Origin of the sequence: Tritonibacter sp. AK171 (assembly GCF_030127025.1) — a bacterium.
In the GTDB taxonomy this organism is placed as follows: domain Bacteria; phylum Pseudomonadota; class Alphaproteobacteria; order Rhodobacterales; family Rhodobacteraceae; genus Epibacterium; species Epibacterium mobile.
Window position 1 is genome coordinate 1379988 of record NZ_CP126134.1, and the last position, 24313, is coordinate 1404300.

Sequence of the window (24313 nt, forward strand, 5' to 3'; positions counted from 1 at the left end):
GCCTGCCTCACTTTGATCCGTGGCCATGATCGCCATGATTGCCATGGCCGCTGTGGTTCATGTGCCCACCATGCGACTTGGCGTTGATCGCTCCAATCGAGAGCGGCAATGTCACATCGCCCGCTTGCTCAAAGGTTAGAGTGACCGAAACGGTTTCCCCTTCGACAAGCGGCTCTTTCAGGTCCATGAACATCAAGTGAAAGCTGCCGGGCTTGAGTGTGACGGTCGCTCCGGCGGGGATTTCCAGCCCATCTTTCAATTCGCGCATCTGCATGACATCACCATTCATCGCCATCTCATGCACTTCCATATGGCCCGCGACATCAGACGCTGCGCCGATGAGGCGATCAGCGGCCTTGCCGGTGTTGGTGATGGTCATAAAACCACCCGCGACCGGCGCGTTTGGCAGGGTGGCGCGTGAAAAGGGATTGCTGATTTCCAGCGCACCTAGCGTGACGGTTTCACCGGAGGATGAGCTGTGTTGATGCCCGCGTCCGTGTCCGTGTCCGTGATCCATGGCGGCGGCAACGACGGTTACCTTTGGTGCCGGATTTGCCACGTCATGAGAGCCAGAAACATCCGTCCAATCCGCCGTGCCATTCGCGCATGTTTGCAAAGCGGGGAAGTAAAGAACAGTCCCCGGAGCGATATTTTTGCCAATCGTACCTCGGACGGTGAATTCATCATACCAGCCATCTTCGAGGTGACCGCCAGACCAAATCACTTCGCGCAAGCCTTCGGTCATTTCGCGACCGTGATTGTTGTAAGGCGTAGCATAGGGGCCGGTTTGGGTTTGCAGTTCCCAACCCGCTTTGGGCATTGGTTTGGCAGCGTAAAACCCATCAGGGAGGGTCAGACGGACCTTATTGGTCGCCTCACCCTGACAGCCATGTGGTACGCGAAGAGTGATTTTAGTGGTGCTGCCAGCCTGTGCCTCTTTTTCGGCGAGGGTTGCATGGGCAAGGGCAGAACCAGCCATGAGGGCAAAAGCCCCGGCAATAGTGATAGTTTTCATAAGGATGCTCCGTGAGCGCGCGCGGACGCACCGCAGCCTGCGCTATTGGCGACAATAGTGTCGCGTTATCTGACGAAATGCCCTCTCTTTCGGAGGGCGGCGATCAGATCAGAGCAGGAGGCGCGCGGGGCGAGCGCGCATGATCGCGTGCCTGTGCCGCGCGGTGGAGGTCATCCGAGCGCTGCCACAGCGAATAGGGCATCAACGGTAAAGCCATGCTCGGCAGGCTTGGTACCTCAGCTTCGGGCAAGAGTGTGCAGAAGGGACAGCTGTGATCGTGCCCAGATCCGCTATCGCCGCAGAAATCAGCTTCCGCCACTCCCATCGCTGCAATCTCCGCACGCACAGCATCACTTTTCTCAGGTGACATGGCGACGACAGATAGCAGGCTCCCCAAAATGAGCAGCCAGATCGCAGTGCAATAAATGAGGTTATGGAGAAAGCCCCGGTTCATAGCCGAACTTTATGGCGCAAACCCATGAAAAAGCCAGAGGATTTGTAAGACGTGCCATTTTGCCGCGCACGACGGCGTTTCTCGGCCGTCACGGCATTGCATCCGACTGACGCAGGCCCGGATCTGCGGCAATTTTTCGACATAAGTTCAAAAAAACCTCGCGCTCTTCGGCATCTAAACTACCAAGCATTTCGGCCTGACGCGCGAGCGCCTTGGCTTTGATTTCATTAAGCAATTCAGCACCCTTATCGGTAGCATAAAGAAGTTTTGCACGCGCATCGGTGCTCGACACTTCCTCCTCAACCAGATTGCGATCTATCAGCAGACGCACCACACGGCTAATCGAGTTTTGAGGCCGCGGAAACAGGTGCTGGATATCCTTGCTGCGCAATCCGGGAAACTCTGTGATCGCATAAAGCGCTGACCATGCATGTACCGGCATTTGATACTCGCGCTCGATATGTCGGCTGGTGACCTGATTGTTGCTCAGCACGATATAGCTCACGGCCATAAGGTATCGCAAATCAGAGCTGAAGGTCTGATCAAGCATTGCTGCGGCGGTTTCACTGCTGTCGTTATTCATTAATACCCCACGATACGCTCAAACGAAATTTTACCTTGCAAGATACATCCATATGGAACAATTGTGCCGCGCAAGTGGCCAGCCACATGGCAAGTGGTCGTCCGCAAAGCACCATCGACACCAAAGGAATTTCGTTATGCCACAATTAGTTGCCTTTTCTCTACTGGTTTCCATCCTATACATAGGCGATGTATTGTCGACACGGACGAAGTCTTGGTTGCCTTCGGTTTTTGTCTGCGCCGTCTTGTTTCTGTTGGGCTATTGGACGTTCTTTCCCGCAGATATCGTTGCGATTGCAGGGTTCCAGACACCGATCGTATATCTGGCGATCTTCCTGCTTATCACCAATATGGGCACGCTGTTGTCGGTGCGCGAATTGGTGGGCCAATGGAAAACGGTTGTGGTGTCGCTCTCGGGGATCGCGGGCATCGTCGCACTGCTTTTCACCGTGGGTTTGTTGGTGCTGGACTGGGAAACCGTCGTCGTTGGTGCACCACCGCTGGTGGGCGGGGTGGTATCCTCGTTGATCATGTCTCAAGCTGCGGCAGAGGCAGGGCTGACCAGCCTGTCGGTGCTGGCGATCCTGATTTATGTCATGCAGGGGTTCGTCGGCTACCCGCTCACGGCCATTATGCTGAAGCGCGAAGGAAACCATGTGCTGCGTCGCCACCGCGCCGGTGACTGGCAGGGGCAGGCGGATCAATCGACGGTCCCGACATCAGGTGAACCTGCGCCCGCACGTCTGTTTGCAAAGCTGCCGGAGGCGTATAACACCTTCTATTTCAAGTTTCTGCGTTTGGGGCTGGTTGCTCTTCTTGCGTGGGGGACATCGCAAGCGGTGGCGCCGCTGTTCACCATCAGCCCCTTTGTGCTGTGCTTGATCTTTGGCGTCATCGCCACGTCGATCGGGTTTCTTGAACGGGAACCGCTGCGCTCTTCGAATGCGTTTGGTTTTACAATCTTGATCCTGATGGTGTTCATCTTCGACGGGCTCAAACGCGCCACCCCGGATATGCTCACTGAGTTGGCCGTGCCGATGTTTGCTCTGATCGCAATCGGCATTTTCGGGATGTATGTCTTCTCATTCATCGCCGGTAAGCTGGTCGGCGTCAGCCCGGCGATGGCCTTTGCCTGTTCACTGACGGCGCTTTATGGCTTTCCGGCGGATTACGTCATCACCAAAGAGGTCATAAACACGCTGACCGACGATCAGGACGAACGCGAGTTGCTTACCGCCCATATGCTGCCGCCCATGCTGGTTGCAGGATTTGTGACGGTGACCATGGTTTCCGTTGTAATGGCGGGCATTTTTGTGGGGCTTCTGTGATGACTAAATTTGCAAACGCTGACCGCATCCAATCGATGATTGAAGGGCTTGATCAGTTCACGGCGACGCCGGGCGCGGGCACGACCCGCTTTACCTTCAGTCCGGAGTTTCGGCAGGCAAGTGATTATCTGCGTGCCAAAATGCAAGAGGCTGGCCTTGTGGTGCGCGAAGATGCGGTTGGCAATCTCTTCGGTCGATTGGAAGGGAGCAACAATCATCTCGAACCGATCCTTGTCGGCTCGCATTTTGACTCTGTCCCCAATGGCGGCAAGTTCGACGGTCCAGCTGGGGTTATCGCTGGTATTGAAGCGGCTTTCTTATTCCAGGATCACGCCATCACGCCCCATCGCCCGATCGAAGTCATCGCCATGATCGAAGAAGAAGGCAGCCGTTTTGGCAGCGGTTTGATGGCGTCTCGCTTGCTGACGGGGAAGCTTAACACCGAGGCGCTGTCTCAGATCACAGGTGGCGATGGCGTAAGTTTCACCCAAGCCATGCAAAACTACGGGCTTGATCCTGCGCGGCTCGACGAGGTGGTGTTGCCGGAAGGAGCAATCCACGCCTTCCTAGAGCTTCATATCGAGCAGGGACCAGTGTTGGAAACACATGAAGAAGACGTTGCAATCGTCGATCGCATCGTGTGTTTGACCCAGCTCCGGGTTCATATCTATGGCAATGCCGGACACGCAGGTACGACACCAATGCCAGCGCGGCGCGATGCGCTGGTCGGTGCGGTTTCCGCTCTGTCTCAGCTGCCGGATCTCGCACATAAGATCGGCCAGGACGCGGTTCTGACCGTTGGGAAGCTTGAGGTAAAGCCCGGCGGCGCAAATGTTATTCCCGATGAAGTCGCGTTCACAGTCGATATTCGCGCGCCAAGCGAGGATGTCGTGCGGGAGTTGGTGGACCAGACCCGATTGGTGATCGCCGCGGTGGAGGGCAACGGGCTGAGAGCCGAAGTGCAAGAGGATCTTTTTGCGCCGTCAATCATGCTCTCGACTGAGCTCCACGGGTGCCTCACGAAACATGCGGACCAGCTTGGCCTCAAGTCACGCACGATGGTCAGCGGTGCTGGTCATGATGCGATGATCATGGCGGATTACACGCCGACGGGTCTGATCTTTGTCCCCAGTCGCGCTGGCGTGTCCCATTCTCCTGATGAGTGGACGGATTATGACCAGCTTGCACGCGGTGTAGACGTGTTGTTTTCCACTCTTCGTGAAATGACAGAATAAACTGCCTCTCATTTTGAGATTTATTGATCTCATAAGGCTGTTCAAAGCGCGTAGGATAATAAACATCCGCTTTGAACAGCCCCCAAGACACCAATTTCGAAATTGATTTCGGTTGGCGCAAATAAACCCTCAAAATACACCTGCCTTTGAACAGAGGTTGTCGGGGTCCGTGCGCAGAGCTTTCTACGAAACACGTATGATCCGTAAACTTTCCAGAATAGAATAGGCTCTATGATATTTTGATCGCCGGGTTCATGGCTGGTTTCATGGAGCAAAAAATTGAGCAAGTTAAACGGCTTATACAAAGTTGACTTTATCACACCTGCTCTGAGAGGATTCGGAGTGGTCATCTTCGAACAGGGTCGTGCCCGTGGTGGCGATAGCATTGTGGCCTATAATGGCACTTATACAGAGACGGGTTCGGATATTGAGATTCAACTTGAGGCATTTCGTCATTCTCACAAAAATGATCTCGTTCCTATTTTTGGCAAAGAACATGTCACTATGACTGTAAATGCCAAATTACTCACCAAAGAGCGCATGGTCGGAACTGCATCCTGTGTGGATGCGCCGGATATTCCGATGAAGGTTGTTTTCACCAAACTTCGGGATTGATCTCTCACACCATCCTGAACGCAAAGCGCCTGCCGACATGCTATCGGCAGGCGTTTTTTATCGTTTGATCTGTGCCCGGAGCTTTATTTCTCGGGTATCAGACCGCGTGGGCTGAACCTCAGCACCAGCAACAGCACCAGCCCCATGGTAAAGAGACGCATATGTGCAGCGCTCTCCAACAGATGTGCGCGCAGGCCACTGTCTTCCGACATGCCAGAGGTCACCAATTCGATTAGCATAACGCCCATGGGTTCCACCTTGATCCAAAGGAACCAGACCAAAAGCCCACCAAGGACAGAGCCGAAGTTATTGCCGGAACCACCCACAATCACCATCACCCAGATCAGAAAGGTGAACCGGAGCGGGTTATAGGTGCCGGGGGTCAATTGGCTGTCGAGGGTGGTCATCATCGCACCGGCCACGCCACAGATGGCAGAGCCGAGGATGAAGATTTGCAGGTGCCGACGGGTGACATGTTTGCCCATGGCATTGGCCGCGACCTCATTGTCGCGGATGGCGCGCATCATCCGGCCCCATGGGCTCTTGAGCGCCATCTGCGCCATCCACAACAGAACCAGCAGGACCGCCGTGAACATGAGGGAGTAGCCAAGTTTGACATAGAGCGTCGAAGCCGTGGTGGCATCCAGCCCCCATGAGGCCGCTTTTACCACAAAGGCAGGATCGCCTTGCAAATCAACCTCATAGGGCAGGGGACGCGGCAGGCCGACCACGTTTTTCACGCCGCGCGACAGCCAGTCCTCATTCTTGAGCACCGCAATGATGATCTCGGCGATCCCGAGCGTCGCAATTGCCAGATAATCCGAACGCAGACCAAGCGCGGTCTTGCCGATCATCCATGCAACACCTGCCGCCAGCAGACCACCCAGAGGCCAGGCCAGCAACACTGGCAGACCGAGACCGCCGATATTGCCTTCGAGCGCTGGGTTGATGCTCTCGACGGCGGCGACACCGGGGTCGAGCACCGCACGATAGATCACAAAGCCGATGATCAGGATCGCAAGCATTGCGACAGTCCGGGTCAGACCAGCAGCCAACTTTCGATAGGTATAGATTGCCGCCGCGATGGTCGCAGCCCCCAAAACCAGCGCCAGCAGAATGCGCTGACCGCCAGCCTCCCACGCACCCGGTGTGGGCGACATGGATGTCAGAACCACGGCGAGACCACCAAGCGCGGTGAACCCCATAATGCCAACATTAAACAACCCTGCAAAGCCCCACTGCAGGTTCACCCCAAGCGCCATAATGGCGGAGATCAATCCCATGTTGAGGATGGTCAGTGACGAGTTCCAAGATCCGGAAAAGACTCCGAACGCCGTTGTGGTTCCCTCCAGCAGCAGCAAAAGGCCGACGAAGGCGAACAGAAGCGTATGTTTCAACGTATCGCTCATACCGCTTTTCCTTTGAAGATGCCGGTGGGTTTGAACAGCAGCACGACAACAAGGATCGCAAAGGAGACCGCGAATTTGTAATCAGTGCTCAGAAGCTGCGCGAGCCCCTCTGGCTCAAGGCTTTCTGGCAGGATGTACCCGCCTACTTTCTTCCACGCATAGGTGATCATGACTTCGCTCATGGCGATCACAAAACCACCAGCAATCGCGCCAAGTGGACTGCCAAGGCCACCAACGATCGCGGCAGCAAAGATTGGCAACAGCAACTGGAAGTAAGTGAAGGGTTTGAAAGACTTATCAAGCCCATAGAGCGTGCCAGCAATCGTCGCAAGCGCCGCCACTATCAGCCATGTGATCATAACAACGCGCTCAGGGTTGATGCCCGACAACAGCGCCAGATCCTCATTGTCAGAATAGGCACGCATGGATTTTCCGGTGCGGGTTTTATTGAGGAACCAGAACAGCAGCGCCACAACGATGATCGCAGTGACCACCGTGATCCCTTGCGAGGTTTTGATGGCAAGACCCTCGTCCAATCCGGTCATCTTCTTGAACGTGCCTGCCTTGATGATGAACCGCTCGCCATCGCCAAAACGCTGATCACCGGGGCCGATAATGAACCGTACAAGACCGTTCATCATGAACATCACACCAAGTGACACCATCACGAAGACCACAGGCTTGGCCTTTTGTTCGCGGTAGAATTTGAACACGGCCTTATCGGTGACCAACACCAGCGCCATGGTTGCCACGATGCCAATGGGCAGAGCCAGAAGCGCAGTTGGCAATGGGCCAGCAGAGATGCCCCAGGATTGGAACAACCAAGTGAACAGGATCACGACCATGGTGCCAAAGGCCATGGTGTCGCCATGGGCAAAGTTGGAAAACCGCAAGATCCCGTAGATCAGCGTCACGCCGAGCGCGCCAAGTGCCAACTGGCTGCCATAGGCGATGCCGGGAATGAGAACGAAGTTTGAAAGCGCCACGAAGGCGTTGAGGAAATCCATCTCTTAGCCTCCCAAGAAAGATTTGCGCACTTCGGGATCAGCCAAAAGCTCTTGCCCGGTGCCCGTATAGGCGTTTGCGCCCTGCACCAGAACATAGCCTTTGTCCGCAATTTCAAGCGCTTGTTTGGCGTTCTGTTCGACCATCAGGATCGGTAGCCCGGTGCGGGATACCTCGATGATGCGGTCAAACAGCTCATCCATTACGATAGGTGACACGCCAGCGGTCGGCTCATCGAGCATCAATACCTTCGGTTTGGTCATCAGCGCACGACCCACGGCCACCTGCTGGCGTTGACCGCCCGACAGCTCCCCGGCGGCCTGATGGCGCTTGTCCTTCAGGATCGGAAACAGGTGATAGACCTGCTCCATCGTGTCGGAAAAATCATCAGTACGGATGAAGGCGCCCATCTCGAGGTTTTCTTCGACCGTCATTGAGGTGAAGATATTGCTCGTTTGCGGAACAAAGCCCATGCCCTTGATCACGCGTTCTTGCGGGCTGAGGGTGGTGATATCCTCACCGCCCAGACGTACCGCGCCAGATCGCACGTTCAGCATGCCAAATACGGCTTTCATGGCGGTGGATTTACCAGCGCCATTGGGGCCGACGATGACAGCGATCTCGCCGGGGTTCACGGCGATGGTGCAGTCATGAAGGATGTCCGGCCCTTTGCCGTAGCCACCCGTCATGCTGTCACCAATCAAAAAGGGTTCGCTCATGCGTCAGCCCCTTGCAATTTATCTTTGTTTTTCAGTCCCGTGCCGAGATAAGCTTCGATCACCTGATCGTTAGCCTTGATCTCGTCCAGCGTGCCTTCGGCCAGTTTCTTACCCTCGGCCATGACGATCACCGGGTCACACAGACGGCCGATGAATTCCATGTCATGTTCGATCACCACGAAGGTGTAGCCGCGCTCCTCATTGAGGCGCTTGATGGCATCGGCAATAGTATAAAGCAGCGTCCGGTTTACGCCTGCGCCCACCTCGTCAAGGAACACGATCTTGGCGTCGACCATCATGGTGCGGCCAAGTTCCAGAAGTTTCTTCTGACCGCCAGAGATTTCACCCGCCTTGAGGTCCGCAATATGGCTGATGGTGAGGAACTCCAGCACCTCATCCGCCTTGGCGCGCAGGGCGCGTTCCTCATCGGCGATGCGTTTACGCCCGAACCATGTGTTCCACAGCGTCTCACCCGATTGGTTGCCCGGGACCATCATCAGGTTCTCGCGGCAGGTCATCGAGGAGAACTCATGCGCGATCTGGAAGGTGCGCAGTAATCCTTTGTGGAACAGCTCATGCGGTGGCAGGCCCGTGATGTCCTCACCATCCATCAGGACGCGGCCTGACGTGGGAGAAAGAACCCCTGCCACTACGTTGAAAAGAGTGGTTTTTCCCGCACCGTTTGGTCCGATCAAACCAGTAATGGAGCCCTTGGCGATTTCCAGCGAAGCGCCGTCCACCGCGTGGAACCCGCCGAAGTGCTTATGCAAATCCTCGACGACGATCATGTCATGTAATCCCCTGCCGTCATATTTCGCGGCCCTTTTATTTGGAACAGCCCGAGGCACTTGCGGCTCCCGGGCTGATCAGATCTCTAATGTGCAACGATGGTCCGCCTTAGCGGAATTTCACCGTCACGTTCTTGCCGTCCTGAACTTCGATCTCACGGAAGGAGCCTGCGCTCTCGCCGGGACCGATGAGGTTCACGCCGGTCGCGCCCTCATAGTCGATTTCACCGCCGTTGGCGAGAATTTCGAGCGCTTTGCCCAGCTCACCGGGGTTGATTTTCTCACCCGGGGCGTTGGCGACTTCGGTGATCTTGGAGACGTAGTCCTTGGGATCAACCGAGCCGGATGCCTGCATCGCCAGCAGGAAAAGTGCTGCCGCATCATAGGATTCCGGGGAATAGGCGGAGGTGCCGTCAAAGCCCAACTCAGAAGCCTTGCCCGCAAAGATCTCGGCACCTTCGCTGTCGGAGCCTGCGATCTGACCAAAGGAGCCGTTGAGGTCCGAACCGACGTTTGTCGGCAGCGAATCACCGATCATACCGTCGGGCAGGCCAAAGGTGTCGAATGCACCGGTGTCGAGCGCACCCTGAATGATGCCCAAACCACCCTGGTCCAAGTAGCCCGCAACCACGAGGATGTCGCCACCAGCAGATGCCAGCGCCGCGACCTCGGCAGAATAGTCACCTTTGCCATCTTCATGTGCGGTTACGATGGTCACTTCACCGCCAGCGGCTTCGAAGGACGACTGGATCGAATCCGCGAGACCCTTACCGTAGTCGTTGTTGGTGTAGGTGATGGCGATGCTATCGACGCCGCGATCAGCAAGGATCGACGCCATGATCTCGCCCTGACGGGCGTCCGACGGGGTGGTGCGGAAGAACAGACCGTTGTCTTCCATCGAGGTCAGACCCGGCGAGCTTGCGGAAGGAGAAATCATCACCATACCGTTCGGGATCGCGACGTTTTGCAGGATCGCACCGGTCACACCCGAACAGTCGCCACCCACGATACCGCTTGCACCTTCAGCGATCAGCTTTTCGGCGTTTGCAGTAGCGAGACCGTTATCAATACAGCCGGTATCTGCGCGCAGCGGCGTTACTTTTGCGCCATCGAACAATTTGCCGGACTCGGAGACCTCTGACATGGCGAGCTCGGCGCCAGACGCCATGGTCGGTGCCAGAGATTCGATCGGGCCGGTGAAGCCAAACAGGATGCCGAGTTTGACTTCCTTGGGTTGGCCCTCTGCAAACGCGGTGCCAGCGCTCAATGCGATGGCTGCAGTCGCGGTCAGCAGTTTTTTCATTTGAAAACTCCCTTGTTGGAACAATGTTGTTCGAGAGGAACCCTATGCAAGCCCCGCAGGAAAGGGAAGAGCGATCAGACAGGCTTTTTGTTACGTTACATTGTCTGCGCTAACACCTCTGCATCAAAGGAGAAAGCCAATGCTACGACCCTTCGCCGTGATCGCGGCACTCACGTTTGGAGCCACCATCCTGCAGCCCATTTCCGCAATCGCAATGGAAAGCTCGCAAGGTGAACTGCGGGTTGAAAAAATGGCGGATGGCTTTGATGTTCCTTGGGCTTTTACCTTCCTGCCCGACGGAGCGATGCTGGTAACAGAACGAGCCGGGCAACTTTGGTACCTGAAAGGTGATAGGCGTCATCAGGTCAAAGGCGTGCCAGATGTTGCGGCTGACGGGCAGGGTGGTTTGCTCGACGTTGTGGCCGCGCGGGACTTTCCACAAAGCCGAACTGTTTACCTGACCTTCTCACGCCCACAGGGGCGCGGTGCCGGAACTGCTGTTGCGCGTGGGCGGCTTAGTTCCGATGCCACACGATTCGAGGATATCAAGGTGATATTTGAGGCCACACCCGGTGCGCGCGGGGGGCGTCATTTTGGCTCTCGGGTGATCGAAGCGCAGGATGGCAGCCTGTTTGTAAGCCTCGGAGAGCGTGGCGACCGTCCCAGCGCCCAGGATCTGGCGCGCGAGCAAGGATCAATCATCCGCATTCTGCCGGATGGGCGTGTTCCCGGTGATAATCCCTTTGTCGATGTTGCGGGTGCACGTCCTGCAATCTGGTCTTATGGCCATCGAAACCCGCAGGGCATGGCGATGGACGCGAAGGGCAATATCTGGGCGGTCGAACATGGTGCGAGAGGTGGCGATGAGGTAAACCGGATTGAGCGCGGCGCAAATTATGGCTGGCCGGTCATATCCTATGGCAGGCATTATTCGGGCCTCAAGATTGGCGAAGGCAGCGCCAAACCCGGCCTGCAGCAGCCCGAATGGTATTGGGACCCTTCGATCGCGCCGTCTGGTATGTTGATCTATTCTGGCGCGCTGTGGCCAGAATGGCGTGGGGACATCTTTGTCGGATCGCTGAAGTTCGATTACATATCAAGGCTGTCCGGAACAAAGCTGCAGGAAGTAGAAAAGCTGCAATCCCCCGAGACAGGCCGTATACGTGACATCCGCGAAGCCCCGGACGGCGCAATCTGGTTCGCATCTGAGTATGAGGGGGCCCTTTACAGGATCACCCCAGAGTAGACGTCAGGTGATCTGACGCACACCTTTGCTGCCACGCTCGCGATAGGGCGTTGTGTCATAATGCGCCCGGTAACATTTGGAAAAATGCGACGGGGAGGCAAACCCACAGGCCAGCGCCACGTTGATCACACTCATATCTGTCTGCATCAACAGGTTACGGGCCTTTTGCAGGCGCAGTTCCATGTAGTAGCGCTTGGGGCTGCGGTTCAGATAGCGGCGAAACAGCCGTTCCAGCTGCCGGGTGGACATGCCGACATCCTCAGCAAGAACCGACGGGCTGATGGGCTCTTCGATGTTTTTCTCCATCATCTGGATCACCATCGAGAGTTTCGGATGGCGTACACCGATACGCGTGGGGATCGACAGACGCTGGGTGTCCTGATCGGTCCGGATCGACGAATAGATCAGCTGATCCGCCACCAGATTTGCCAGTTCTTCGCCATGGTCATCGGCGATGATCTTCAGCATCAGGTCGATTGAGGAGGTCCCACCCGCAGTCGACAAGCGGTTGCCATCAATCACAAAGACCGATTTGGTCAGATCAACGTCCTCGAATTCTTCGGCAAAACTGTCAGAGTTCTCCCAGTGGATTGTCGCACGTTTCCCATCCAGCAAGCCCGCTTTGGCCAGCGTGTAGGACGCAGTACAAAGTCCGGCGATTGTCAGCCCCTTACGCGCCTCGCGCCGAAGCCATGACAAAACCCGTTTCGAGGTGGCTTTCTGAACTTCGATCCCGCCACACACCATGATGGTGTCATCGCGCTGAAGCTCAGAAAAATCAGAATCCACCTGAAATACTGTCCCGGCAGAACAGGTGACGGTTTCGCCACCTTCACCGACGAGGTTCCACGAATAGAGCTCCCGCCCAGCCATCCGGTTGGCAATGCGCAGCGATTCCATCGCAGCGGAGAAGCACAGCAATGTGAACTGATCCAGAAGGACAAACGTAAACCGGCGATGTTTACCGCCCGAAGTCAGTTCAGGAAGCGTCTCTGGCTTGGTTTGCATGGCTCGGGTCCTTACAAATCGGGTCTTTTCAGACGGAGCTGGGAAAGCCACGCGACACGGAGGCCGCGAATTCGGGAAACCTGCTCACAGGATAGCGTCCGGGTCAAGATGTGGAAATTCTAAACTGGCCACTGTTAGCGCTCTTATGTATACGCTTCTTTCGTAAATCACGGTTCCAAAGTCATTTTCGGAGTGAAAACCATGAGCAACTGGCAAAAATCGAACTGGCGCAGCAAGCCGCGGGTCCAGATGCCGGACTATACCGACCAGGATGCGCTGCACTCTGTCGAAGCGCAGCTGGCCAAGTATCCGCCACTGGTTTTTGCAGGCGAAGCGCGCCGCCTGAAGGCGCAACTCGGCGCAGCCGGCCGGGGCGAGGCGTTCTTGCTTCAGGGGGGCGATTGTGCGGAAAGCTTTGAACAATTCAGCGCCGATGGCATTCGCGATACCTTTAAGGTGATGCTGCAGATGGCGATGGTTCTGACCTATGGCGCAAAGGTGCCGGTGGTCAAAGTCGGCCGTATGGCTGGTCAATTTGCCAAGCCACGCTCCGCCCCGACGGAAACCATCAATGGGGTAGAACTGCCGAGCTATCGTGGGGACATCATCAATGAGCTGGCTTTCACCCCCGAAGCGCGCATTCCCGACCCGAAGAAAATGCTGCAGGCCTACACGCAGGCTGCGGCAACGCTGAACCTGATCCGCGCCTTCTCTACCGGTGGGTATGCAGATGTGCATCAGGTCCACGCGTGGACGCTGGGCTTTACCGAAGGCGATAAAGCCGAAGCCTATCGTGACATGGCGAACCGGATCACCGATACGCTTGATTTCATGAAAGCGGCAGGGGTGACCAAAGACAACGCGCACACGCTGCAGACGGTGGAATATTACACCAGCCACGAGGGCTTGTTGCTCGAATATGAAGAAGCGCTGACCCGTCTTGATTCCACCTCTGGAAAATGGCTGGCGGGATCTGGTCACATGATCTGGATTGGTGACCGTACGCGCCAACCCGATGGCGCGCATGTCGAATTCTGCAGTGGGGTGCTGAACCCGATTGGTCTGAAATGCGGTCCAACCACCTCAGCCGACGACCTCAAAGTATTGATGCAAAAGCTCAATCCTGAGAACGAAGAAGGCAAGCTAACCCTGATCGCACGTTTTGGCGCAGGCAAAGTCGCAGATCATCTGCCCCGGCTTGTGCAAGCGGTGAAGGACGAGGGTGCCAAGGTGACTTGGGTCTGTGATCCGATGCACGGCAACACAATCAAATCCGCAAGCGGCTACAAAACCCGCCCATTTGAATCTGTGCTGCGCGAGGTGCGTGACTTCTTTGGCGTGCATCAGGCCGAGGGCACAATTCCCGGTGGTGTTCATTTTGAAATGACCGGTCAGGACGTAACCGAATGCACAGGTGGCGTACGCGAGGTGACCGACGAGGATCTCAGCGATCGGTATCATACAGCCTGTGATCCGCGTCTGAATGCCGATCAATCGCTGGAACTGGCGTTCCTTGTGGCGGAAGAGCTTTCACGTCTTCGGACGCCTGACGATTCTCGCGCCGCGATCTAACGCGCGCAGGCTTTCCTTCAAACTCAACGGCTCGCATTTTTTGCGGGCCGTTTTTTTGTGATCGTTCTCGCTTTGCGTCATACTCAAAAAAGAACGCCCGGAACGCGTTCTGCGTCCGGGCGTCAATGCTTCAACGTCTATGTCCAGTAGGTTGAAACTTAAGCTAATTCTCGGTGCTTTCGATTCGAATTTTAGTAATCAGTCCCGCGAAACCACAAGGCGCAGGTGTGGTGCGCCATTCTTGAGCTTGCCACCGCGAGGCGGGCGCGACACCAGTTTTTCGGCTTCTGTCGTCGAGACGGTTTCCAGCGCGACCGGCGCGGGTTTTGCGTCCGAGCGAGACGGCGAGCGCGTGGATTTCAACGCATCCTTATTTTCGCGGCGGGCGCGATCCAACAAAGAACGGGCCTCATCCATCAAGCTGGTGGATTTACGCTCAAAAGTCGAACGCGGTTCACCAAAGCCGTCCGTTTGCGGCGTTTTATTGGTCAAATCACGCTGTGACATGTCCTGTAGGTGCGGATCGGACACCCGTGGTGTCGCTTTGAACTCCGGAGCAGCCTTCGATTGCTCGGTTTTGGTGATTTTGCGAATCTCGCAATTGTCGACGAGGAAGCGCTGCGAGACGCGGCTTGCCCCACCTTCGGAAACCATCACACCCAGCGCGCGGCTTACATCGCCCAGATCACTGCGCAGTGGCAGCAGGATCATCTTGGCAGTGCGGCTACCGCGCAGGCGCGTTGCCTCAGTGTGCAGATCAAATTCCAGAATGGAGGGATCGTCGAACATATGTTCCAGCGCAGCGCTGACGGTCTTGCGTGACTCGGCGGTGAAAAATGCGGTCAGAGGCATGCCGCGAACTTCCATTCCGGCCAGTTCGTTGACCTTCTGACCGGCAAGACGGAAACGTGCGATCCCCGGTGCAACACGCTCCAGAATGAAAGTCTGACTGAGGATATTTTCCAGACCACGCGGATCAACCTGCGAGCGGCTGGGAATATCGTCACCACGACGCAGAGCAGTCCAATAAGCCTCGGCCTGACGCAGAGGCGACACGTTCGAGCGTGTGCGAAAGCGATCCATTGCTACCACTTTATCCAACCCTGTCTTCTTGTCTGCGCCGTCGTGACCGCGAAAAATCATTATCTTGTCCTCTGCATCCGGTTCCAGCATCGAAACTTGGCAAGAGGCCCATGCCCAAGTGTTAACGCCGAAGTGGTTACCTTGGAGTTAACATGACACAATCTGAATAAAGTTTGGACCAATAGTTTAATCAATGGTTAACACTTTGGTATAGGCGGTCTCTGCCTTTGCAGTGTGCGGGCATACGCCCGGCCATTGACCCCGCTCTGTGCCACTGTATTCAGGATGCAGGAGGGTCACAGATGACTTTGCATTCGATGACGGGATTTGCCTCCGGGCAGGGCGCAGAGGGCGCATATACATGGGTCTGGGATATCAGATCTGTAAACGCCAAGGGGCTGGACGTGCGCGTCCGGGTGCCGGATTGGTTAGAAGGCCTTGAAAACGAAATAAAAACCCGCGCGTCCAAAAAGCTTGGTCGCGGCAATGTGACTGTTGGCTTGCGCCTCGGCCGCGCGGAGGATTGCAAGGGGCAACTCCAGATCAACGCGGCTGCGATGGAGGCGATGCTGGCCGCCATTGCAGCCACACAAGCACAGGCGGCGCAGGTGGGATTGCAACTCGCTCCAGTGCGCGCAACCGATATCCTTCAGATGCGCGGGGTATTGGAACAGGCCACAGCGGAGAATGAATCCGAACATCTGGTTAAGCGGCTCCTATCCGAATTCGACTCACTTTTGGCCGACTTTATTAACATGCGTGCGAGTGAAGGTGCGGCTCTGCACGCGGTGCTGACAGAACAGCTCTCGCGGATTGAGGCCCTGACCGATGCCGCAGCCCAGCGCGCCGCGGACCGAGAGGTCCAGATTAAAGAAACGCTCCAAGCCAATCTTGCGCGCGTGATGAGCAACAGCGACGGCGCAGATGCGGATCGCGTGGCCCAAGAACTCGCACTGATCGCGGTAAAAGCCGACGTAACCGAAGAACTCGACCGGCTGGTGGCCCATGTGGCCGCCGCGCGAAAACTGATCGGGCAGGGCGGTCTAGTGGGGCGCAAGCTCGACTTTCTGATGCAGGAATTCAACCGCGAGGCCAACACGCTCTGCTCAAAGGCGCAGAACGCGGCCTTGACCGAGGTGGGATTGGAACTCAAAACCGTGATCGACCAGATGCGCGAGCAGGTTCAAAACATAGAATAAGGAGAGCACCCTCATTATGGCACACTCAAAAGCACAGCGACGGGGCCTTCTCATTATCCTGTCTTCTCCCTCCGGCGCGGGGAAATCAACACTGGCCAAGCGGCTGCGGGCCTGGGACAGCGATATCAGCTTTTCGGTGTCGGCCACCACACGGAAACCTCGCCCCGGCGAGGTCGACGGGCAGGATTATCACTTTGTCTCGGTGGATTCGTTCAAACATGACGTGGCAGATGGCGAGATGCTGGAACATGCCCACGTGTTTGGTAATTTCTACGGCTCACCCAAGGGGCCGGTGCAGAAGGCCATCAATGAAGGCCGCGATGTGCTATTCGACATTGACTGGCAGGGCGCGCAGCAGATCACCAATTCGGATCTCGGCAAACACACGCTGTCGATCTTCTTGCTGCCACCCTCCATCACAGAATTGCGACGCCGCCTGGAAAGCCGGGGACAGGATGATGCCGAGACCATCCAACGCCGCATGCAAAAGAGCTGGGACGAGATCTCGCACTGGGGCTCCTACGATCATGTGCTGATCAACGAGGACCTTGATGAGACCGAAGAGGCGCTGAAGACCATCATCACAGCCACCCGCCTGCGCCGCATTCAACAGCCTTCGCTGATCGAGCACGCCCGCACCCTGCAACAGGAATTCGAGGATCTGTCATGAGCATCTACGCGCTTGGCGAACACCGCCCGCAAATCCACGCAGATACCTGGGTGGCCCCGGATGCCAATCTGATCGGCAAGGTGGTGCTGGAAGAGGGGGCTTCGGTCTGGTTTGGCGTCACCATCCGCGCCGATCACGAGGAAATCCGCATCGGGCGGGGCTCCAACGTACAGGAAAACGTGGTCATGCATATTGATGCAGGCTACCCGCTGACCATCGGCGAAAACTGCACCATTGGCCATAAAGTCATGCTGCATGGCTGCACCATTGGCGAGAACTCCCTGATCGGGATGGGGGCGACCATCCTGAACGGCGCCAAGATCGGTAAGAACTGTCTGATCGGGGCGGGCGCGCTGATTACGGAGAACAAGGAAATCCCTGATAATTCTCTGGTTATGGGCGCACCGGGCAAAGTGGTGCGCGAGGTGGATGCCGAACTCGCCGCCAAGCTGACCGACAGCGCCGTGCACTATCAGGAAAACATGCGCCGTTTCAAAGCGGAGCTGAAGGAGATTTGACCGTGAAGAATTCCCGCCCCTCCGTGATGCGCCCGCATGGTCTTCCCGACAGTGCCAGCCACCCTGTGGTGACACCGCTCAGCCCCTCGGTGGTCTATGCGTCCGAAACCCCGGATGCGCTGGACGATCAATATGAGGGCCGCGTGCATGGCTATACCTATTCCCGTGAGGGGCATCCCAACGCCGATGTAATTGCGCGTCGGCTTGATGACATGGAGGGCGCAACCGGGGGCGTTGTGACTGGCTCTGGCATGGCGGCAGTCTCCGCAGTGCTCATGGGGCTGTTGCAGGCAGGCGATCATGTCATCGGTGGCGATCAGCTTTATGGGCGTTCGCTGCGGCTGATGAAGGAGGATCTGCCGCGTCTGGGGATCAACACGTCTCTGGCCAATCCCGGCGACGTCGATGCAATCCGCGCCGCGATCCGCCCCGAGACCAAGCTCATTCTGGTGGAGGCGGTGTCGAACCCAACGCTTGCGGTGGCGGACATCGACGGAATCGCCGCGCTGTGCCGGGAACACGGCATCCTGCTGGCGGTCGATAACACCTTCACCACGCCCCGCGCGTTCAAACCGTTTGAGCATGGCGCAGACATTGTCATCCACTCCGTCACCAAGCTGCTCGCTGGGCACTCCGACGTGATGCTGGGCTATGTGGTGGCCAAGGACCCTGCGCTCAATGACCGGATGCGGGTGTTTTCCGTTACCACCGGCATGACGCCGAGCCCGTTTGATTGCTGGTTGGCAGAGCGGGGGCTGTTGTCCTTCGATCTGCGTTTTGACCGCGCTGAGGCCACGGCAGCGCGTCTGGCCGATCACATCGCAGGGCTGCCGGGGGTGGAACGCGTCATTTACCCGACGCGCCACGACCACCCGGATCATGCCCGCGCGCAGGCGCTATTGAAGGGCAGGAGCTGCAATATGGTGAGCTTTGAGCTGAGTGGCGGACGCGACGCGGCCAACGCGTTTACCCGCGGGGCCGAAGGGCTGTCCTTTGCGCCGACCCTCGGGGATGTGGGCACCACGCTCTCGCACCCGGCCTCCTCGTCACACCGCGCCCTTACCCCGGAAAATCGCGCAGCACTTGGTCTGCATGAGGGGTTCTTTCGCGTGTCGGTCGGGCTGGAAGACCCGGACACGCTTTGCGCGATTTTTGAGGCGGCAATCAACTCTGCCATGTCATAGTTACATTCAAACCCTAAGAAGGCCGTCACGACGCAATGACGAGGCAAAAAATCATGTCGCAAGAGCTGATCGACGGGCTGCTGGCCGCGTTTCCGATGCCCGCTGTTTTGATCGATCAGACTGAGCGTTTGATTGCGGCAAATGTCGAAGGCGCCACCCTGCTTGGCCCGCAGGTGATCGGGCGCCATTTTGCCACCATCCTGCGGCAACCCAATGTGACCACCGCAATCGAGTCCTGTCTGTTGGACCGCAAACCGCGCACGGCGCGGCATCTGTCCAATGACGGCGCGCAAGATACCACCTTTGAGGTCACATTGCGCTATGTACCGGGCGTTGGAGCGGTCAATGGCGGTGCGGTGCTGATCTGTTTTGACGACATCACAGATCGCGAACACGCCAGCCAGATGCGTCGTGATTTTGTCGCCAATGTCAGCCATGAACTGCGCACGCCTCTGACTGCACTGATGGGATTCATTGAGACGCTGCGCGGCGCGGCCCGTGACGACGCAAATGCGCGGGATCGTTTCCTTGAGATCATGGAAGGCGAAGCCAGCCGCATGAACCGGCTGGTCGGCGATCTTTTGTCTCTAAACCGGGTTGAGAGCGAAGAGCGTGTGCGCCCCAAAGAGCGTATAGATCTGGTCGCTTATCTTAGCTCCACCATCAAATCACTCGGTCCCATCGCAGAGAGCGGTGGCCGCAACCTCACTCTGGAAGCGCCTGACTTGCCGATTGAAATCCCGGCGGACCCCGACCAGATTCAGCAGGTTTTCACCAATCTCATCGAGAATGCGCTGAAGTACGGCGGTGAGAATGTCACTGTCTCTCTGACGGCGCTGGATCGCGACCCGGCGCTCAGATGTCCTGCAGTGCGGGTACAGGTGATCGATGATGGCCCCGGTATTGATCCAGTGCATCTGCCACGCCTGACGGAGCGGTTCTACCGCGCTGACAACCACCGCTCGCGCGAGTTGGGCGGGACGGGGCTTGGGCTTGCGATTGTGAAACACATCATCAATCGCCACCGCGGACGCTTGCGGGTCGAAAGCGATCTGGGAAAAGGCGCGACATTCACGGTCATTTTGCCGCAATAAACCTGTCGCCGCCTCTATCGCGCCCACTTCGCATGCCCCAAGAAGGCAAATCTGCCATTTTGTGACAATGGGTTAATCAATCAGATCGCGCACACGACGCACGTAATACGTGTTTCATTCAACATTGCCGGGCGACTGGCCAAGTGTTTCGGTTTTTTTTCACTTCAGGGCTGCGGTTGTCATACAGCTGTTACACAGCTGTCACAAAAGCCACATCTGAGCCTTCTAGGACGGGCTCAAGATCATCTTGGGGGTGATCGTAAACTTCTTAAACTCATGGAGACTTCAATGTCCTTTGTGAAACTGACCGCATCCACCCTGGCCATCGCCGCCGTATCGGCCACCGCAGCTGCTGCGCGTGATCAGGTGCAGGTCGCAGGCTCCTCCACCGTTCTGCCTTATGCTTCGATCGTTGCTGAAGCTTTCGGTGAGAACTTTGACTTCCCGACACCGGTTGTCGAATCCGGCGGCTCCTCTGCTGGCCTTAAGCGTTTCTGCGAAGGCGTTGGTGAGAACACCATCGACGTTGCAAACGCCTCCCGCGCGATCAAAGAAAAAGAGATCAAGGCCTGCGCCGAAGCTGGCGTGACCGACATCATCGAAGTCCGCATCGGCTATGATGGCATCGTGTTCGCCTCCGACATCAACGGCAACGGGTTCGAATTCACCCCGACCGATTGGTTCCTGGCACTGTCCGACAAAGTTTCCGTTGACGGCAAGCTGGTCGACAACCCGAACAAAACCTGGGCCGACGTGAACGGCGACTTCCCGGCACAAGCCATCCAAGCGTTCATCCCCGGCACCAAGCACGGCACCCGTGAAGTGTTCGAAGAAAAAGTGATCCTCGCAGGCTGCGAAGAAACCGGCGCGTTTGAGCTGTTCAAAGAAGCCAATGGCGGCGACGAGAAAGCAGCTGAGAAAGCCTGTATCGCTCTGCGCACCGACGGCGTGTCCGTGGATATCGACGGCGACTACACCGAGACCCTCGCACGTATCGAATCCAACAAAGACGGCATCGGCGTCTTTGGTCTGGCCTTCTACGAGAACAACACCGACAAGCTGCAAGTCGCAACCATGTCCGGTATCGTTCCCTCCACCGAGTCGATCGCAACTGGCGAATACCCGGTCTCCCGCCCGCTGTTCTTCTACGTGAAGAAAGCCCACATCGGCGTGATCCCCGGCCTGAAAGAATATGCTGAGTTCTTCGTCTCTGATGAAGTTGCAGGCCCCGACGGCCCGCTCTCCGAGTACGGCCTCGTTGCTGACCCGGAACTGGCAAAAACTCAGGAAGCTGTTGCTTCCGAAGCAACCATGGGCGGCAACTCCTAAGAGCCCCGCGCACGGTTAAACCAGGCCGGGGCGGATCATACGTCCCGGCCTTTCGTATCAAAAGCAAACCTGTTTCCCCTTAATTTGCACCGTCAAACGGAGCTCTTGATGCCCACCTTCTGGCTTGTCCTCGCCCTGATCGCGCTGTCGGTCGCCGGTTTCTTCCTCGGCCGCAATCGCGCTCTGGTTTCCGCTGGCGGAAACTCCAAGGACCTTCACTCGCTGCCCTCTTACTATGGGCACAACGTGGCGCTCTCGGCCTTGGTGCCGGCGCTCGCACTTCTTGCAATTTGGTTGTTGGTGCAGCCAATGATCATTGATCAGCGGGTATCAGGTATGATCCCCGAAGAAACGATTTCTGAAGGGTCCACCATTGGCCTCGTCATGAGTGACGTGCGTCGGGTCGCCGAAGGGCTTGATCTGGCGGTGGCCGAAGGGGCAATGACCCAAGAACAGGCCCGCAACCTGCGCAGTGAGTTTTCTGATGTGCGCGGGCGTCTGGGCGAAATCGGCGTAGCCCTTGGCGCGGATGTGCGTCCCGAGGTTCTGCGCGCCGCGCAAACCTACCGGACCCTTTCGAACACCGGCAATATCGCAATGACCGTGATGGTTGCCTTGGTCGCGCTGGGTGGGTTTGGCTGGTCTTATAGCCGCACACATAAGGATTTTCGTGCCCGCAATGTGGTCGAACAAGGTATTCTGGCGCTGCTGATCCTTGCAGCCTCGCTCGCGATCCTGACCACCATTGGTATTGTGTTGTCGATGCTGTTTGAGACACGCAATTTCTTCTCGCTGCATTCCTGGACCGACTTCTTCTTTGGCGGCACATGGGCACCAAACTTCCGCGGCGACTCGGATCTGTCGATCCTGCCGCTTTTGTGGGGCACACTTTATATTTCGGTGATCGCATTGCTGGTCGCCGTTCCAATCGGTCTGTTTGCGGCGATCTACCTCAGCGAATACGCCAGCAAAACAACGCGCTCTTTTGCCAAACCACTTCTGGAAATCCTCGCCGGTATCCCGACCATTGTTTATGGCCTCTTTGCGCTGCTGACTGTCGGTCCAGCGCTTGTGCGGTTTTTTGGTCAGGGCGAAAACGGCATCCTTGGGGTCGAGTGGATGAGTGGCGCCACCTCTGTTCTGACCGCAGGCGTGGTGATGGGCATCATGCTCATTCCCTTTGTGTCGTCGCTTTCGGATGACATCATCAACGCAGTGCCTCAGGCGATGCGCGACGGCTCTCTGGGTCTGGGCGCAACCAGATCCGAGACCGTACGTCAGGTGGTCATGCCCGCAGCCCTTCCCGGTATTGTCGGTGCCGTCCTGCTGGCCGCCTCGCGCGCCATCGGCGAGACCATGATTGTGGTTATGGGGGCAGGGGCGATTGCGAAATTCTCGCTCAACCCGCTGGAATCCATGACAACAATCACCACCCGGATCGTCAGCCAGCTGACGGGGGATACTGACTTTGCTAGCCCCGAAACGCTGGTCGCCTTTGCCCTTGGTCTGACTCTCTTTGTGCTGACCCTCGGGCTTAATGTTCTCGCGCTCTATATCGTGCGCAAATATCGGGAGCAGTACGACTGATGACCGATCTTAGCCAAACTCCCGCCTCCGGAGACGTCCCTATGCCTCGCAAACATGGCAACTCCCTGCTCGAACTGACGGATCGTACCAAGCGCCGCAATGCTGCCGAGACCCGGTTCAAGGCCTATGGCATCGCGGCCATTGCGGTCGGCCTGTTGATGCTGGTGGTTCTCGTAACGACCATCTTCAGCAAGGGCATCGGCGCCTTCCAGCAGACTTTCATCACGCTTCAGGTGGAGCTTTTGGAAGAAAAACTCGACAAAAACGGCAACCGCGATCTGGACGACATCAAGAAGGTCACCACCTTCGGTTATGCCCCGATCATCCGCAACGCCGTAGAGACGAAAGTGACCGAGCTGGGTGTCGAAACACCGCTCAAGGCCAAAGACATGGCTGGGCTGCTGTCCAAGGACGCCGCAGCAACCTTGCGCGAATTTGTCATCGCCAACCCCGATGAGATCGGCAAAACGGTCGAATTCCGCTTCCTCGCTCAGAGCCGTGTTGACGGTTATCTGAAAGGGCGTGTGAGCCGTGATAGTATTGAGAACGATAAGAACATCTCTGCCGAGCAACTCGATCTGGTAGATGCACTTGTCGCAGCGGATGTGATCGAGAAGACCTTCAATCTCGACTTTATCCTCGGCGCGGATGCATCCGACGCACGCCCCGAAGCCGCAGGCATGGGTGTCTCCATGCTGGGCTCGCTCTTTATGATGTTTGTGGTGCTGGCGCTGGCATTGCCCATTGGTGTGGCGGCCTCGATCTACCTGGAGGAGTTCGCACCGCAAAACTGGCTCACCGACATCATTGAGGTGAATATCTCAAACCTCGCGGCGGTTCCGTCGATTGTGTTTGGTATTCTGGGGCTTGCGGTCTTTATCAACTACATGCACCTGCCGACCTCTGCGCCACTGGTGGGTGGTCTGGTTCTGACCTTGATGACACTGCCGACCATCATCATCTCCACACGCGCGTCGCTGAAGGCGGTTCCGCCGTCCATCCGTGATGCCGCGCTTGGTGTTGGTGCGTCCAAGATGCAGGCGGTGTTTCACCATGTCCTGCCGCTGGCCGCACCGGGCATTCTGACCGGAACCATCATCGGTCTGGCGCAAGCTCTTGGCGAAACCGCACCGCTTCTGTTGATCGGCATGGTGGGCTTCATCGCCTCAAACGCACCGGATAGCATTGCCTCAGGCCTGCTTTCACCCAATTCTGCCATGCCCGCGCAGATCTATGAGTGGGCCAAGCGCGCTGACCCGGCGTTTTACGAACGCGCCTGGGGCGGTATCATCATTCTGCTGGTCTTCCTGATCACCATGAACACACTGGCCGTGATCTTGCGCCGCCGATTTGAACGCCGCTGGTAAGAG

23 protein-coding genes are annotated in these 24313 nt (G+C 57.0%); 13 read left to right on the forward strand and 10 right to left on the reverse strand.

From position 1 onward, the window contains the following. Positions 1–7 precede the first annotated feature (7 nt). The 3 genes from QNI81_RS06560 to QNI81_RS06565 form a co-directional block, all read right to left on the reverse strand. The gene (locus QNI81_RS06560) at positions 8–1015 is read right to left on the reverse strand and encodes a DUF1775 domain-containing protein (RefSeq protein WP_283967755.1); all 1008 of its coding nucleotides are present in this window, start codon (positions 1013–1015) and stop codon (positions 8–10) included. Positions 1016–1118: 103 nt separating this feature from the next. After that, positions 1119–1469, reverse strand: a complete 351-nt coding sequence (locus QNI81_RS14770) for a DUF2946 family protein (protein WP_065329395.1) — start codon at positions 1467–1469, stop codon at positions 1119–1121. A gap of 88 nt (positions 1470–1557) precedes the next feature. Further along, positions 1558–2052, reverse strand: coding sequence for a MarR family winged helix-turn-helix transcriptional regulator (locus QNI81_RS06565; RefSeq protein WP_065329396.1), 495 nt, complete (start codon positions 2050–2052; stop codon positions 1558–1560). A gap of 136 nt (positions 2053–2188) precedes the next feature. On the opposite strand from QNI81_RS06565, the gene QNI81_RS06570 reads away from it, so the two are divergent. From QNI81_RS06570 to QNI81_RS06580, 3 genes are all read left to right on the forward strand, one after another. Next, positions 2189–3379 (forward strand): hypothetical protein, encoded by a 1191-nt coding sequence (locus QNI81_RS06570; protein ID WP_283967756.1) that lies wholly within the window; start codon positions 2189–2191, stop codon positions 3377–3379. Beyond that, a complete protein-coding gene (locus tag QNI81_RS06575; protein ID WP_283967757.1) occupies positions 3379–4614 on the forward strand; it encodes a Zn-dependent hydrolase in 1236 nt (411 codons plus the stop codon). Before QNI81_RS06570 ends, QNI81_RS06575 begins: the two co-directional genes overlap by 1 nt. Positions 4615–4893: 279 nt before the next feature. Next, a complete protein-coding gene (locus QNI81_RS06580; RefSeq protein WP_165809411.1) occupies positions 4894–5229 on the forward strand; it encodes a hypothetical protein in 336 nt (111 codons plus the stop codon). A gap of 83 nt (positions 5230–5312) precedes the next feature. Here the strand turns inward: QNI81_RS06580 and QNI81_RS06585 are convergent, their stop codons facing one another. The 5 genes from QNI81_RS06585 to QNI81_RS06605 all read right to left on the reverse strand — a co-directional run bounded on the left by QNI81_RS06585 (position 5313) and on the right by QNI81_RS06605 (position 10453). Continuing rightward, entirely contained in the window at positions 5313–6638 is a 1326-nt protein-coding gene (locus QNI81_RS06585; RefSeq protein ID WP_283967758.1) for a branched-chain amino acid ABC transporter permease, read from the reverse strand. Then, positions 6635–7645 carry a branched-chain amino acid ABC transporter permease gene (locus QNI81_RS06590; RefSeq protein ID WP_005615646.1) on the reverse strand — a complete coding sequence of 337 codons (1011 nt, stop codon included), beginning with the start codon at positions 7643–7645 and terminating at the stop codon, positions 6635–6637. The genes QNI81_RS06585 and QNI81_RS06590 overlap by 4 nt, the downstream gene beginning before the upstream one ends. Before the next feature lie 3 nt (positions 7646–7648). Next, positions 7649–8362: an ABC transporter ATP-binding protein gene (locus tag QNI81_RS06595; RefSeq protein WP_005615643.1), complete on the reverse strand. Its 714-nt coding sequence runs from the start codon at positions 8360–8362 to the stop codon at positions 7649–7651. Further along, complete coding sequence (locus QNI81_RS06600; RefSeq protein WP_283967759.1) at positions 8359–9150, reverse strand: ABC transporter ATP-binding protein; 792 nt, start codon at positions 9148–9150, stop codon at positions 8359–8361. Before QNI81_RS06600 ends, QNI81_RS06595 begins: the two co-directional genes overlap by 4 nt. A gap of 109 nt (positions 9151–9259) precedes the next feature. Beyond that, on the reverse strand, positions 9260–10453 hold the full coding sequence (locus QNI81_RS06605) for an ABC transporter substrate-binding protein (protein ID WP_005615637.1): 1194 nt from the start codon (positions 10451–10453) through the stop codon (positions 9260–9262). Positions 10454–10592: 139 nt separating this feature from the next. On the opposite strand from QNI81_RS06605, the gene QNI81_RS06610 reads away from it, so the two are divergent. Next, on the forward strand, positions 10593–11699 hold the full coding sequence (locus tag QNI81_RS06610; RefSeq protein WP_283967760.1) for a PQQ-dependent sugar dehydrogenase: 1107 nt from the start codon (positions 10593–10595) through the stop codon (positions 11697–11699). 3 nt (positions 11700–11702) lie between these two features. Here QNI81_RS06610 and QNI81_RS06615 read toward each other — a convergent pair whose 3' ends face one another. Further along, positions 11703–12707 carry a GlxA family transcriptional regulator gene (locus QNI81_RS06615; RefSeq protein WP_065324065.1) on the reverse strand — a complete coding sequence of 335 codons (1005 nt, stop codon included), beginning with the start codon at positions 12705–12707 and terminating at the stop codon, positions 11703–11705. Positions 12708–12908: 201 nt separating this feature from the next. On the opposite strand from QNI81_RS06615, the gene QNI81_RS06620 reads away from it, so the two are divergent. Then, entirely contained in the window at positions 12909–14279 is a 1371-nt protein-coding gene (locus QNI81_RS06620; protein WP_283967761.1) for a class II 3-deoxy-7-phosphoheptulonate synthase, read from the forward strand. Between the two features lie 198 nt (positions 14280–14477). Here QNI81_RS06620 and QNI81_RS06625 read toward each other — a convergent pair whose 3' ends face one another. Continuing rightward, a complete protein-coding gene (locus QNI81_RS06625) occupies positions 14478–15422 on the reverse strand; it encodes a PAS domain-containing protein (protein ID WP_219230820.1) in 945 nt (314 codons plus the stop codon). A gap of 242 nt (positions 15423–15664) precedes the next feature. Here QNI81_RS06625 and QNI81_RS06630 point away from each other — a divergent pair, with 242 nt between their 5' ends. From QNI81_RS06630 to pstA, 8 genes are all read left to right on the forward strand, one after another. Then, positions 15665–16561: a YicC/YloC family endoribonuclease gene (locus QNI81_RS06630; protein WP_283967762.1), complete on the forward strand. Its 897-nt coding sequence runs from the start codon at positions 15665–15667 to the stop codon at positions 16559–16561. Between the two features lie 16 nt (positions 16562–16577). Next, complete coding sequence (gmk, locus tag QNI81_RS06635) at positions 16578–17231, forward strand: guanylate kinase (RefSeq protein WP_065334007.1); 654 nt, start codon at positions 16578–16580, stop codon at positions 17229–17231. Beyond that, positions 17228–17749, forward strand: a complete 522-nt coding sequence (locus tag QNI81_RS06640; protein WP_165809405.1) for a gamma carbonic anhydrase family protein — start codon at positions 17228–17230, stop codon at positions 17747–17749. Before gmk ends, QNI81_RS06640 begins: the two co-directional genes overlap by 4 nt. A 26-nt stretch (positions 17750–17775) precedes the next feature. Next, a complete protein-coding gene (locus QNI81_RS06645; RefSeq protein ID WP_283967873.1) occupies positions 17776–18933 on the forward strand; it encodes a trans-sulfuration enzyme family protein in 1158 nt (385 codons plus the stop codon). 53 nt (positions 18934–18986) lie between these two features. Continuing rightward, positions 18987–20027 (forward strand): sensor histidine kinase, encoded by a 1041-nt coding sequence (locus QNI81_RS06650; RefSeq protein WP_114963662.1) that lies wholly within the window; start codon positions 18987–18989, stop codon positions 20025–20027. Between the two features lie 288 nt (positions 20028–20315). Beyond that, positions 20316–21356, forward strand: coding sequence for a substrate-binding domain-containing protein (locus QNI81_RS06655; RefSeq protein ID WP_009176154.1), 1041 nt, complete (start codon positions 20316–20318; stop codon positions 21354–21356). A gap of 108 nt (positions 21357–21464) precedes the next feature. After that, the gene (gene pstC, locus QNI81_RS06660; RefSeq protein ID WP_168576871.1) at positions 21465–22943 is read left to right on the forward strand and encodes a phosphate ABC transporter permease subunit PstC; all 1479 of its coding nucleotides are present in this window, start codon (positions 21465–21467) and stop codon (positions 22941–22943) included. Further along, positions 22943–24310, forward strand: coding sequence for a phosphate ABC transporter permease PstA (gene pstA, locus QNI81_RS06665; protein ID WP_283967763.1), 1368 nt, complete (start codon positions 22943–22945; stop codon positions 24308–24310). The genes pstC and pstA overlap by 1 nt, the downstream gene beginning before the upstream one ends. Positions 24311–24313 lie beyond the last annotated feature (3 nt).